11 protein-coding genes and 1 pseudogene are annotated in these 13,373 nt (G+C 46.7%); 11 read left to right on the forward strand and 1 reads right to left on the reverse strand.

What is annotated here, in order from left to right:
- The first annotated feature begins 29 nt into the window (after positions 1 to 29).
- The 4 genes from rsgA to spoVM all read left to right on the forward strand — a co-directional run bounded on the left by rsgA (position 30) and on the right by spoVM (position 2,102).
- Complete coding sequence (gene rsgA, locus QF049_RS02170) at positions 30 to 938, forward strand: ribosome small subunit-dependent GTPase A (RefSeq protein ID WP_307534507.1); 909 nt, start codon at positions 30 to 32, stop codon at positions 936 to 938.
- Between the two features lies 1 nt (position 939).
- Positions 940 to 1,599, forward strand: a complete 660-nt coding sequence (gene rpe / locus QF049_RS02175) for a ribulose-phosphate 3-epimerase (RefSeq protein WP_017687456.1) — start codon at positions 940 to 942, stop codon at positions 1,597 to 1,599.
- A gap of 3 nt (positions 1,600 to 1,602) precedes the next feature.
- Positions 1,603 to 1,854, forward strand: a complete 252-nt coding sequence (locus QF049_RS02180) for a hypothetical protein (RefSeq protein ID WP_091014322.1) — start codon at positions 1,603 to 1,605, stop codon at positions 1,852 to 1,854.
- 167 nt (positions 1,855 to 2,021) lie between these two features.
- A complete protein-coding gene (spoVM, locus tag QF049_RS02185) occupies positions 2,022 to 2,102 on the forward strand; it encodes a stage V sporulation protein SpoVM (RefSeq protein WP_019424875.1) in 81 nt (26 codons plus the stop codon).
- Positions 2,103 to 2,297: 195 nt separating this feature from the next.
- Here spoVM and rpmB read toward each other — a convergent pair.
- Positions 2,298 to 2,487, reverse strand: a pseudogene (rpmB, locus tag QF049_RS02190) (50S ribosomal protein L28).
- A 637-nt stretch (positions 2,488 to 3,124) separates the two neighbouring features.
- On the opposite strand from rpmB, the gene QF049_RS02195 reads away from it, so the two are divergent.
- The 7 genes from QF049_RS02195 to QF049_RS02225 all read left to right on the forward strand — a co-directional run bounded on the left by QF049_RS02195 (position 3,125) and on the right by QF049_RS02225 (position 13,242).
- Positions 3,125 to 4,936, forward strand: coding sequence for a DAK2 domain-containing protein (locus QF049_RS02195; RefSeq protein WP_307534513.1), 1,812 nt, complete (start codon positions 3,125 to 3,127; stop codon positions 4,934 to 4,936).
- Between the two features lie 76 nt (positions 4,937 to 5,012).
- Positions 5,013 to 5,876, forward strand: coding sequence for a DegV family protein (locus QF049_RS02200; protein WP_076250889.1), 864 nt, complete (start codon positions 5,013 to 5,015; stop codon positions 5,874 to 5,876).
- 10 nt (positions 5,877 to 5,886) lie between these two features.
- On the forward strand, positions 5,887 to 7,932 hold the full coding sequence (recG, locus tag QF049_RS02205; RefSeq protein WP_307534515.1) for an ATP-dependent DNA helicase RecG: 2,046 nt from the start codon (positions 5,887 to 5,889) through the stop codon (positions 7,930 to 7,932).
- Between the two features lie 115 nt (positions 7,933 to 8,047).
- Positions 8,048 to 8,335, forward strand: a complete 288-nt coding sequence (locus QF049_RS02210) for a stage VI sporulation protein F (RefSeq protein WP_036614589.1) — start codon at positions 8,048 to 8,050, stop codon at positions 8,333 to 8,335.
- Between the two features lie 1,027 nt (positions 8,336 to 9,362).
- Complete coding sequence (locus QF049_RS02215) at positions 9,363 to 11,015, forward strand: sensor histidine kinase (protein WP_307543068.1); 1,653 nt, start codon at positions 9,363 to 9,365, stop codon at positions 11,013 to 11,015.
- A gap of 10 nt (positions 11,016 to 11,025) precedes the next feature.
- Positions 11,026 to 11,826: a LytR/AlgR family response regulator transcription factor gene (locus QF049_RS02220; RefSeq protein WP_307534517.1), complete on the forward strand. Its 801-nt coding sequence runs from the start codon at positions 11,026 to 11,028 to the stop codon at positions 11,824 to 11,826.
- Between the two features lie 180 nt (positions 11,827 to 12,006).
- The gene (locus tag QF049_RS02225; RefSeq protein WP_307543070.1) at positions 12,007 to 13,242 is read left to right on the forward strand and encodes an L-lactate MFS transporter; all 1,236 of its coding nucleotides are present in this window, start codon (positions 12,007 to 12,009) and stop codon (positions 13,240 to 13,242) included.
- Positions 13,243 to 13,373: the final 131 nt, after the last annotated feature.

The raw sequence follows: 13,373 nt of genomic DNA on the forward strand, positions 1-13,373 counted from the left end.
ACCACCATCTAAAGGAGGGCGACGGAGCTATGCCAGAAGGTATCATCGTTAAAGCGCTAAGCGGTTACTATTATGTCATGCCAGTGGAAGAAAACGGGGTTCCTTCGGTTGAAGGTTCCGCCGTTCAATGTCGAGCCAGAGGTATCTTCAGAAAACGGGGAACGTCACCGCTTGTAGGTGACCGCGTCAGCTACATGTTGACAGAGAACGGAGAAGGAACGGTAGATGAAATCCGGAAGCGTGAGACGGAACTTATCCGTCCTCCTGTAGCCAATGTAAGTTTGGCTGTTCTCGTGTTCTCTGTGAAGGAACCGGATATGAACCTGAACCTGTTGGACAAGTTCCTTGTTCACATCGAGCAGGCGGGGCTGGATGCACTCATTGTGTTAACCAAACTGGATTTGGCTGATCCAGCCAAAGACACTGTTGCTGAAGTGAAAGCATTGTATGAACAGGTTGGTTATGAAGTGATCTCCACAAGTTCACGTACCGGTGAAGGCAGTGAATTGCTCAGAGATCGTCTGGCTGGTAAGATCAGCGTATTCTCCGGACAATCCGGTGTAGGCAAGTCTTCGATGTTAAATGCATTGATGCCGGGCCTGACGCTGGAGACAAATGCGATCAGCATGCGTCTAGGACGAGGGAAACACACCACCAGGCACGTGGAGCTTATTCCCTTGGATAATGGTGGATTCGTTGCGGATACGCCAGGATTCAGCCAACTGGACTTTCTGGAGATCGGTGTGGAGGAACTCTCCACTTGTTTCCGGGAATTCGCCCAGTTTGCAGATCAGTGCAAATTCCGAGGTTGTACCCATACACATGAACCAGGCTGTCGTGTGCTTGCGGCCAAGGAGGAAGGTCTGATCTCCGAAAGCCGATATCAGCACTATGTGCTGTTCCTGACCGAAATGAAAGATAAGAAGCGGAGGTATTAACATGATTAAAATTGCCCCATCGATATTATCAGCTGATTTTGCCCGCCTTGGTGCGGAAGTTGCAGAAGCTCAAGCCGCAGGAGGAGACTGGATTCATGTTGACGTTATGGACGGTCATTTCGTCCCTAATATTACGCTTGGACCTGCGATTGTGAAGGCAATCGCTCCACATACAAGCTTGCCGCTCGATGTGCATTTGATGATTGAGAATCCGGAGCGTTATGTTGAGGAATTTGCCAAAGCGGGTGCAGCGGTAATTACCGTTCATGCTGAGGCTTGTGTGCATTTGCACCGCGTTATTCATCTAATTAAGGAGCAAGGAGTGAAGGCAGGAGTTGCCCTTAATCCGGGAACGCCAGCGTCTGCCATTCTCGAAGTTCTGGATGATGTGGACATGGTTCTTGTAATGACGGTCAATCCTGGCTTTGGCGGACAGGCATTTATCTCGGGTACCATGAACAAAATCAAGCAGATTCGTACCTGGTTGAACGAAAAGGGACGCCATGATGTACATATCGAAGTAGATGGCGGAATTGCTGCCGATACAGCCCCGCTTGTGGTGGAAGCTGGGGCGGATGTGCTCGTTGCTGGGAGTGCCGTATTTGGCCGTGAGGATCGTGCTGCCGCGATTACTGAAATTCGCCGTAGCTACGGAGGCTGATCTATGACCCTCAAGGAGACACTGTGGACGATGGCTGCGAGTCTCGTGACGGGACTTGTGCTTGCTTTGTTTGCGGTTATTCAATCCCCGTTTAATGCCATCACGTCATTAATCGGGGTAGGCGTTGTTATTATGTATTTCCGCAAATTTGATCGTACCGGACATCGGGTTACTTTTGTCATATTCAGCATACTGTATTATGTACTGAGTGTTTTCATGATCGCTGTCTATCAATATATTCCTGCCCAAACGTAAATGACCTGATCTTCGGGCTTGTCATTGTGGAATAGGGATCGAAGGTTCCGCATAAATATGGTTACATGAGCAGGTTTCTCATGTAGCCTTTTTTGTCGTGTTTGAGGTAAAGAAGGCCTGAAGCATAGGATACGGCGGACGCATGAGCATGATGGGGAGGGTGAATTATGAAATTTTACACATTCAAACTGCCGAAGTTTTTGGGAGGGTTTGTAAAGGCGATTCTTAATACGTTTCAAAAGAACTGATCCGATTGATAAGGTAACAGGGAATACCGCCGCTTTGGCTCAGTCTTATCTGGAATTCGTACCTGCGAAGCGCCATGCGGCGGCCATTCACATGTTAATGAGCGTATTCAAGAATCCCTCTTTTTGAATACCAAAAAAGCACCTGCAAGGAACAAGGTGCTTTTTGCTTACCCGATTTATAGTAGCTTTGCGTGATTATACGCGAGTCACTTTAACCGGCTTTCAGTGCACGGGTGCTTACGTATACACGTTTTGGTTTGCCGTCAACGAGAATGCGGACCTTCTGAACGTTTACGCCCCAAGTACGACGGTTACGGTTGTTAGCGTGGGATACGTGGTTACCGGTGCCCGGTTTCTTACCTGTCACATAACATTTGCGAGACATAGATTACACCTCCTATCCTAAAATAACCAGTTGCCTTCAGAAACGAAAAGTCATTCCATAAGGACTAAATTGTTCTTCCTGATCATAAAGATCAAGTTTCAGTAGCTAATGGCGTTGTTTAAGCCGGCATGAACCGGATCATTTCCATTACTTAACCTGCATAAAACAATACTTGAATATAATATCATAATTAAAAAAGCTTCGTCAACTGATCCAAAAACTTTATTTATTTCTCCTGTCTAATATAGTACAATGTTGAGTAGTCCATAATACAGTGGTGAACAGGCTGTTGCCGCGAGGAAGTCGGAGAATAAACCGTACTTAGAGGTCGGTGGTCTGCTTTTTGGCAACGCTGTGAGCTGCGGCATTCCATCATTGGCACCAGTCTCCATGCGGCATTCATGCCGGCTCTTGATACCGGTGCATATCCGTATGCCCCGAAGTTAGGGGTGCAGAGAGTGCAGGATATTGGTAGCCCGGCCGCCCAGACCGTTAATCCGGCTGACATGTTGTATTGTATGCCTGTGCCGGACAAGGTATGGACGAAGAATAACGCGGTCCGCGTTAGCGCATGAACAGACCAGACACATCTTGGTGCAAGGTGTTCGTGTATCAAGCTAGGAAGGGGAATTCTCACTTGAGTATACGTTCTTTAAATGGAACAGATTTCACCGCAATGGTACTTGCCGGAGCGGAACAACTTGGACAGCATGCAGAGCACGTCAATTCCCTGAATGTTTTCCCTGTGCCGGATGGTGACACGGGAACGAACATGAATTTGACAATGAGTGCAGGAGTCGCAGAGATTAAAAGAAAAAGTTCTGCCTCCATCGGCGAAGCTGCCGGTATTCTATCGAAAGGCCTGCTTATGGGCGCACGGGGGAATTCAGGAGTTATTCTGTCGCAATTGTTCCGTGGTTTTAGCCGTTCAGCTGCTCCCTATGAGGAACTGAATACGCTCCAATTTGCAGCAGCCCTGCAGAACGGTGTTGACGCAGCTTACAAAGCAGTCGTAAAACCCGTTGAAGGGACCATTCTTACCGTAGCCAAGGAAGCGGCAAAACATGCCAATTACTACGCAAGACGGACGAATGATATTACTGAATTAATGAATGAAGTTTTGTTAAAAGCAAAAGAAGCACTGGCAATGACTCCGGAATTACTGCCTGTACTGAAACAGGTTGGTGTTGTGGATTCAGGTGGTCAGGGGCTTGTATATATCTACGAGGGCTTTATGGAAGTATTGCTGCAAAGTGACGGATTGAGTCGTACTTCGCTGAACAAAGAAGTAACCCCATCCGTAGCAGCATCTGCTTTGAAACCGGCTGCACCGACAGAAGTGGATATCAAGAAGCCTGCACAGCAGCAGGTGATTGCACCGGAGATGCCATTGTCTGCTCAGGCGAGACTGGAAACGGAAGATATTGAATTCCTGTATGATATGGAATTCTTCATTAATCGTGAGCTTGGAGAGAACGCAGGAGTGGCATTTGATGACGAAGCATTCCGGAAAGCGTTGTCAGTTAATGGGGATTCGATCATCATCATTGCCGATGATGAAGTCATCAAAGTTCATGTCCATTCCAAGACACCAGGCGATGTATTAAACTTGGCGCTGCATTATGGTGAGATAACACAGATTCATATTCTCAATATGCGTGAACAGCATCGGGATCTCCTGACAGCAGGCATGGACATTGCTCCATCACCTGAATTGTTTGCAGAGATTCCACCAGAGGCAGCGCGCAGTATGGAAGAGGCTGTGCTTCCTGCAGATGAGATGGCACCGTATGGTTTTATTGCGGTATCCTCCGGTGACGGTATCGCAGAGATTTTCCAAAGTCTTGGCGTTGATGTTGTTCTGTCCGGTGGACAGACGATGAATCCGAGTACTGAGGATTTTGTAAAAGCCGTTCGTTCCATTGCTGCGGAGCAGGTATTTATACTCCCGAATAACTCGAATATTGTACTGGCTGCGGAGCAGGCTCGTGAATTGCTTGAAGATGAGCGCCGGATTACGGTTATTCCAAGTAAGACCATTCCACAGGGGATGGCTGCTGCCTTTGCTTTCCAGGAGGATGAGTCTGCGGAAACAAACCGTGACCAAATGTTGGAGGCCATTAGCCGGGTGCAGTCCGGTCAAGTGACTCATGCGGTTCGTGATACGCAATATGATGAATTGGATATCAAGGCGGGGCACTACATCGGTATCCATAACTCCAAAATTGTAGCGACGGATGAAACCATGCTTCAAGCATGTGAAGGTCTGCTCAAACAGATGATGGAGAGTGGAGATGAAGTGGTGACGATACTTGAAGGGGACGAAGCTGACCCTGAGGTTACTGCTGCCCTCGCTGCATGGCTTGAAGTACAGTATCCTGATGCTGAGGTAGAGGTACATCGTGGAGGACAGCCTGTGTATTATTATTTGTTCTCCGTAGAGTCCTAATAAAGGTTGTTCAAAACGTCTCTTGTTGAGTTTTTGAACAGGTACCAATAGCACTCTAGCGAAGAGGAGGAGAGTCATGAGCCACAAGGTTACGATAGTAACAGACAGTACGGCAGATATTCCCGAAGAACTCATTCGCAAATACGGGATTCATATTGTTCCGCTACGTGTTCTGTTCGGTGAAGAGACCTATGCAGATGGCGTTGATCTGACTTCGGAACAGTTCTACGAAAAGTTGAAGAAGGTATCTGTGTTGCCTACAACTTCACAGCCATCTCCAACCGATTTCATGAATGTGTACCAATCACTTCTTGATGAGAACCCGGAACGCCCGATTGTATCGATCCACCTGTCATCCGGCATGAGTGGTACCTACCAATCGGCCATGCTTGGCAAGTCTTTGCTGGAGCGTGAGGGTGACATCACCGTGCTGGATTCGAAGTCAGCTTCGTATGGATACGGTCTAATGGTGGTACAGGCTGCTGAACTTGCCGAACAGGGCAAGTCAGCAGTCGAAATCGCTGCTGCTATTGAAGGGATGCAACAATCTCGCAAGTTGTTCTTTCTTGTAGATACTTTGGAGTATCTGCAAAAAGGCGGTCGGATTGGCAAAGCTTCAGCCATCTTGGGAACGTTGCTTAACATTAAGCCGATCCTGTCTATTGATGAAGAAGGCGTTATCTACGCAGTTGAGAAAGTCAGAGGTCATAAAAAAGCAATGGCACGCATTATTGAGCTGTTCCAGAAGGATCTTGCAGGCAAACGGGTTAACCTGGCGGTAGGTCATACCGCTGACCCGGGATCAGCGATCGCTTGTGCAGAGCAGCTGCGGGGTCATTTTACACTGAATGAAGTGATCTATACCAATATTGGAGCCGTAATAGGCAGTCATGTTGGACCTGGTGTCATTGCGATCTTTATGTGGCCTGTTCCGGAATGAGGGATTAGACATGAAATTGGAAGAAATATCAGTTAAGCAAATTAACGGCGTGAGTGCTCTCAAAGAGGGAGAGCTTCACGCCTTTGGCATCTCTACTGTTAAAGACCTGCTTGAATATTATCCGTTCCGTTATGAGGATTATCGTCTTCGTTCGCTCAGTGAAGTGAAGGATGGGGACAAAATTACGGTCCAGGGACAGGTAATGGGTATTCCTGTATTACAACGATACGGTAAAAAGTCCCGTCTTACCTGTAAGATCATGACGGAAGAGTGGATGATTACAGCCACCTGGTTCAATCGCCATTTCCTCAAAGAACAACTTACCCCCAATCGGGAGATTGTGATTACGGGAAAATGGGAACAAAAACGCATGCAGATGACAGTTACTGACTCGGAGTTCCCCGATAAAGGCGATGGGCGTTCAGGTACACTGCAACCTGTATATTCGGTAACCGGCAAGCTGACGCAACAATGGATGCGGAAAACGATCAATCAGGGATTAATCCAATTCGGAGATATGATTCCTGAGATTCTGCCTCAGTCCTTGATGAAGAAATACAGCTTGATGCCTCGTAAACAGGCGATTGCGGGGATTCATCGTCCACAGGACAACCGGGAAGGTCAGCAGGCCAGACAGCGAATGGTGTATGAAGAGCTGTTTCTGTTCCAGTTGAAAATGCAGGCGTATCGTGCGCTCAACCGGAATCGTATGGATGGTGTTGTGCATACTACGGACAATACGACGATTCGTGAGTTTGTACGCAGTTTACCTTTTGAATTGACAGATGCTCAGAAAAAGGTGGAGCTTGAAATTCTGCATGATATGCGTTCGCCCTATGCAATGAATCGGTTATTGCAGGGTGATGTAGGATCGGGTAAAACGGTTATTGCGGCAATTGCACTATACACGACTGTTCGATCTGGGTTCCAAGGGGCTCTGATGGTGCCTACTGAGATTCTGGCGGAACAGCATATGCGCTCACTGCAAAAGCTGTTTGAACCGTTTGGGGTAACCGTAGGGCTGTTAACGGGCAGTGTAAATGGACGCAAACGTAAAGATCTGATCGCCTCGTTGCAAATGGGCATGATTGATATTGTGGTGGGTACACACGCCCTGATTCAGGAAGATGTTTTCTTCCGTGATCTGGGCCTTGTGGTGACGGACGAGCAGCATCGCTTCGGGGTGAATCAGCGCAGCGTTTTAAGACGTAAAGGATATAACCCGGATGTGTTAACGATGACGGCTACGCCAATTCCACGGACACTGGCGATTACGGCTTTTGGGGATATTGAAGTATCCACGATCTCGGAACGTCCGAAAGGACGGATTCCGATCTCTACGTATTGGGTTAAGCACGATATGATGGAGCGGGTGCTCGGGTTTATCTCCAGAGAAGTGGATCAGGGGCGTCAGGCTTATCTGATCTGTCCGCTCATTGAAGAGTCGGAGAAACTGGATGTGCAGAATGCCATTGATCTGCATGTGCAGATGCAGCAGAACTTTCCAAAATATCGTGTAGGTCTGCTGCATGGCCGGATGACGGCTGCGGAGAAAGAAGAGATGATGCGAGACTTCTACAGCAATGATATTCAGTTGCTTGTCTCCACCACCGTTGTCGAGGTTGGGGTCGATGTGCCAAATGCAACGTTGATGGTCATTATGGACGCGGACCGCTTCGGTCTATCCCAGCTGCATCAGCTTCGTGGTCGGGTCGGTCGTGGTGCACATGCTTCCTATTGTGTACTCATTGCTGATCCCAAGACGGAGGTTGGAACGGAGCGCATGAAGGTCATGACGGAAACGGAGGATGGATTCGAGGTATCCCGGCGTGACCTCGATCTCCGGGGCCCGGGTGATTTCTTTGGTACAAAACAAAGCGGATTGCCTGAATTCCGTCTTGCCGACATGGTTGCCGATTTTGCTGTGCTGGAACAAGCCAGAGATGACGTAACCCACTTGATTGAGGATGCGACCTTCTGGACGTCTATGGACTACGCACCTTTGCGTGATTTCCTACAGCAACAGCAAGTATTCAAGGGTGATCTGATTGACTAATGTTTGCCATGATAGCGGGTTTTTCGTATTACCTTTGTAAAAAAAGACAAGTGTACAAGCCCTCCCGACATATGAATAAGAAGTGAGTTCATTCTTTTGGGAGGTGCTATACGTTTTGGGTTATCAACAATATGGAATTAGTCCGCAGCTGGTGGAGCGGATCAAATTAAAGATGAAAAATCCCGCTGTCAAAGAGCGTATCAAAAAGTTGATTGATGGCGTGACCAAGTCTGATCTGCAAGATAAGGCCAAGGTCAGAAGGTTGGTCAAGTCTTCAGCTGTCATTATGAATGAGAATTTCTCTCCGGCGCAGGAGGAGCAGTTTGTTGCGTTTGTACTCGCGCAGAAGATTGATCCGAACAATACGTTTCATTTGATTAAGCTGTGGGGGATGTTTAGGTAGGGATTTGATGTCATGTTGGGTGGGATAAAGAGCGTTGTTTACACGGGGGCACTACGAGTGCAGTACCATCTTTCGATCGCTGTTATCCCCGGATTTTTTTGATTCCCTTTTCTAAAGGGTAAAATCCGGGGATAAAGGCGCACGCTTCGCTTCTTCAGATTGGTTCTGCCCTCTCCGTTGTTGAGTAAACGAAAGTACTTTATAAAAAACCAAATTACATCCAAGTTGGTGTAGTAATGTAAAGAAGGGTGTTCCATTAAGTCATCTGACTAATGGAACATCCCTTTTTTTGGTGGAGGTAAGGATGAAAAAGGTTTTAGTTGGGCTTTAAATTGTGTTTATGTATATTCATCCACTACACTTTTACTTTTATCCTGGAAAGAGCTGATGAATATTAAAGTTATGAGTAGAAATACAATTATAGTGCTGTTATAAGAATCTTCTTTTAGAATGTAGTCCTGTACAATTAAAGTCAGGATTGAGATAAATAAAATCATTTGCAGGACAAGTCTTGTTGAGCGATCAGGATTGTTGGATCGTCTGGAGACACAATAAATGATGAACCATATAAGACTAAAAAGCAGAAATGAACCTAGGAGTATAATGGCAAGCATGCATGAACACCTTTCTGTATTAATTCTCACTTAATAATTGGAATAACATGACAACTAATTATAACATAGGTTTTTCTGGAGTCGGATATTTTCATAGAAGTTAAGGGATGAACTATAGTGTGAATGGTGTAACATAGTTGATGTATTTTCACAGGATGGACTTTGCTTTCCTCCGGGGGGAGCGGTAAACTGTTGCATACGAGCATACGAGCATACGAGCATACGAGCATACGAGCATACGAGCATACGAGCATACGAGCATACGAGCATACGAGCATACGAGCATACGAGCATACGAGCATACGAGCAGCAGCGATCAATGTCCTGGATTTTATGTCAAAAAGGCGTGGCTGTGTCGGTATGCATTTTATTTTCAGACAGATGTGGAGGAAGTACGATTGGAAATGTTTACGATGCTGCTGGGTTTATTTGAACGGGCAGCGCTGTTGATTATATTTTTATTCTTTCTGTCGAGGGTGCCGAGATTTAGGCAGATTCTGCAAAAGGGGAAATTAAGGTGGCAAGAGTCTATTGCAGTTACCTTGTTATTCTGTGCTTTTGCCATCTTCGGGACATATACGGGCATTAATGTTGAAGGTTCACTGGTGAATGTACGGATCATCGCCGTGTTATCGGGTGGTATTTTGTTCGGAGCGCCTGTGGGTATTATTACGGGGATTGTCTCCGGGGTACATCGGTATTTGATTGATATGGATGGAGTCACAGCTATACCTTGTCTGATCACAAGTATCCTGGCAGGTCTGGTCTCCGGATATATACATAAGTACACGCCCAAGCCTAAGCGATGGATTATCGGTATTGGTGCCGGAATGATCTGTGAAGCGCTCACGATGTTATTGATCCTGCTATATTCCTATCCCGATCCACTGGGTGCCGACATTGTCTCGAAGATTGCGCTGCCTATGATTCTGGGTGAAGTCAACATTGGGCTGATTGTGCTCTTGGTGCAGAGTGTTGAAGGGGAAAAGGAAATGATTGCAGCCCGTCAGGCGAAGCTGGCACTGGAGATTGCAAACAAAACCTTGCCGTATTTTCGATCGATTGATGAGGATTCTCTGCGCAAAATCTGCCGGATTATTCAGGAGGATATTCAGGCCGATGCGGTTGCAATTACGGATACCCGGAATGTACTGGCGTATGTAGGATTTGGCGAGGAACGATATCATATCGGTAATGAAATTATAAGTGAGATGACCAAGAAGACGATATCCAGCGGGGAGATTACGATCAGTAATGATGTCATTGATGAAAAAACACCCGATATCCACTCGCTGTTAATCATTCCGCTCAAAGAACGAGGAGACATTACAGGTGCGCTCAAAATCTATTATCGCAAAGCGTACAAAATTACGTATCCATTACAAACGATGGCTGTAGGTCTGTCGCAGATCATCTCAACCCAGATGGAGGTATCGCGGGTAGAAGAGATCAAGGCTGCTGCCAACAAAGCAGAGCTGCGTGCATTACAGACGACCATTCATCCTCATTTTCTGTTTAATGCGCTAAATGCGATTGCATCGTCCATTCGAACCAAACCGGATCGAGCGCGGGAGCTGATTGTGAATCTATCCGGGTACATGCGCTACAATCTGGAGCTGTCGGATGAGTTAATCGATATTCATAAGGAACTGGAGCAGGTCCGTAATTATGTAGAGATTGAGAAAGCTCGCTTTGGTAGTCGACTTAACGTGATCTATGACATTGATGAGGTCGCGGTGCATATTCCGAGTCTCGTTATCCAACCGCTCGTCGAAAATGCAATTATTCATGGCATTCTCAAGGTCAAAGGACCCGGGACTGTTCGAATTCGGGTGCAGGATTATCCGGAGTTTGTTCGAATCAGTGTCAGCGATACAGGAGCAGGGATCAGTGCAGATGTTATTGAACGGGTCTATCACGATCGTATGCCTGGTAACCAGATCGGGCTATATAATGTGCATCGCCGGGTCAAGCTTATCTACGGACAAGGTGTAACCATTACACGGCTGGAACAAGGAACCGATATTTTATTTGATGTGCCCAAAGGAGATGTCGTAACAAGGTGATGATGGATCAATGAGAGCTCTTATTGTGGAAGACGAGATTCTGGCAAGTGAGGAATTGAATTATTTAATCCAGGAACATAGTCAGATTGAAGTGGTGGATCGCCTTGAAGATGGGCTGGATGTACTAAAGTTTTTGCAGGAACAAGAAGTAGATGTCATTTTCCTCGATATCAATATTCCCTCGCTGGACGGTATGATGCTGGCCCATCATATTGGAAAGTTTGCAACGAAACCCTACATTGTATTTACTACGGCGTATAAGGAACATGCAGCGGAAGCCTTTGAGTTGGAGGCGTTTGATTATATTCTGAAGCCGTATGACGAGAAACGAATTGCTGCAATGCTCCATAAGCTGGAGCTCGCATTCAAACGTGATCATGCGCCGGTGGAGCAACATGCTGAAGATGGACCAGCTACTCTGGTGGACGGATCTGCTGCACAGGGAGATCTGTTACGAGAACGAGATACGAATTCCCATACAGACAGAAGAATTAATCTGCTGCGGAATGACAATATTATTGTTACGGATACGGCAGATATCTACTATGCGGAAGCGCAAGAGAAAGTGACAAAGGTATATACCAAAAATGGGGAGTTCACCATGCCAGTGAGCATATCGGATTTTCACAGCCGACTGCCAGAGGATACGTTCTTTCGCTGCCACCGTTCGTACGTTGTAAATCTGTCTCAAATCCGTGAAATAGTACCTTGGTTCAACAATACGTATCTGCTCCGTCTGCGCGATTTGGAAGCTGAAGTGCCCGTGAGTCGTGGGAAGGTCAAAGAATTCAGGCAACTCATGCGCATCTAGAAGCATTTCATTCCGCATCTGATGCAACTCATGCTCAAAACGGTGTGATGAATCCCCTTTCATGTATGATTAGCTTGTGAACGCATTCATGTATATGACATCGGCAAAGGGGAGATCACGATGAAAGCAACAATTTCATCCGTTTCATCAACACCTGAATCAACATCTGTACCTACAAAAATGAATCGCTGGCTTATTGTTTTGGGGACCATCATTGTACAAATGGGTCTTGGAACCATCTATACTTGGAGTTTATTTAATCAACCGTTGTCTGATCGTTTCGGATGGGACGTCAGCTCGGTCGCGATAACTTTTTCAATTACCAGTTTTGCTTTGGCTTTTGCCACATTGTTTGCAGGACGATTGCAGGAACGTTGGGGTCTTCAGCGTCTGATCCGTGTAGCCGGGGTTGTGCTTGGGCTGGGTCTGATTCTGAGTTCCCAAGTCACCTCATTAACACTGCTGTACATTTTGGCTGGATTTGTCGTTGGTTTTGCAGATGGTACGGCGTACATTACGTCGCTGTCTAATCTGATCAAATGGTTCCCGGAGCGTAAAGGTCTGATCTCGGGAATATCGGTTGGAGCTTTTGGTACCGGCAGTTTATTGTTCAAATATGTGAACACGGCATTGATTGGTGCCGTTGGTCCTGCTCAGGCATTTATGTACTGGGGCATTATCGTTCTGGTTCTGGTCGTTGCGGGATCATTCCTGATCCGTGAAGCGGTTGTTCGTGTACAGGCTCCGACAAGCAAGGAAGGATCCAAACAAGTCGTAGCACGTCATGACTACACGGTGAAAGAGATGCTGCGTACAAAAGAAGCGTACATGCTGTTTGTTATTTTCTTCACGGCGTGTATGAGCGGTTTGTATCTGATCGGTATTGTTAAAGATATCGGTGTACAGCTTGCAGGTCTTGATGTAGCTACCGCTGCGAACGCAGTGGCCATGGTTGCAATCTTTAACACGGCAGGACGTATTATTCTCGGTGCGCTGTCGGATAAAGTAGGACGAATGAAAGTCATCGCTGGTGCGCTGCTGGTTACAGCCGTAGCTGTCATGACACTTAGTCTGGTTCCACTGACCTTCGGGATCTTCTTCGCCTGTGTGGCGGCCGTTGCCTTCTGCTTCGGCGGTAACATTACGGTATTCCCGGCGATTGTGGCCGATTACTTCGGATTGAAAAATCAGAGCAAAAACTATGGTGTGATCTATCAGGGATTTGGATTTGGTGCTTTGGCTGGCTCATTCATCAGCGCCCTGCTGGGTGGATTCCATCTAACCTTCATCGTGATTGCTGTACTCTGCGCTGTCTCGCTGTTGCTCGCACTGATCATTACCCCTCCGGGTCAAGGTCGTCGTGCACGTCAACGTGAAAAACAGATGAACCTTAACCCTTCATCACGGGCAAGCTAACAACATGCACTGGAAGTACGGAACAGAGAATATTTCTTCATCTTAAAAAGCAAATTAAAAAACAAAGTAAACAAAGCGGTCTCCAGATGAGGCCGCTTTTTGGTATCTACAGTTGTCAGATTGCTGACTTG

This window comes from Paenibacillus sp. W4I10 (genome assembly GCF_030816325.1).
GTDB lineage: Bacteria > Bacillota > Bacilli > Paenibacillales > Paenibacillaceae > Paenibacillus > Paenibacillus amylolyticus_B.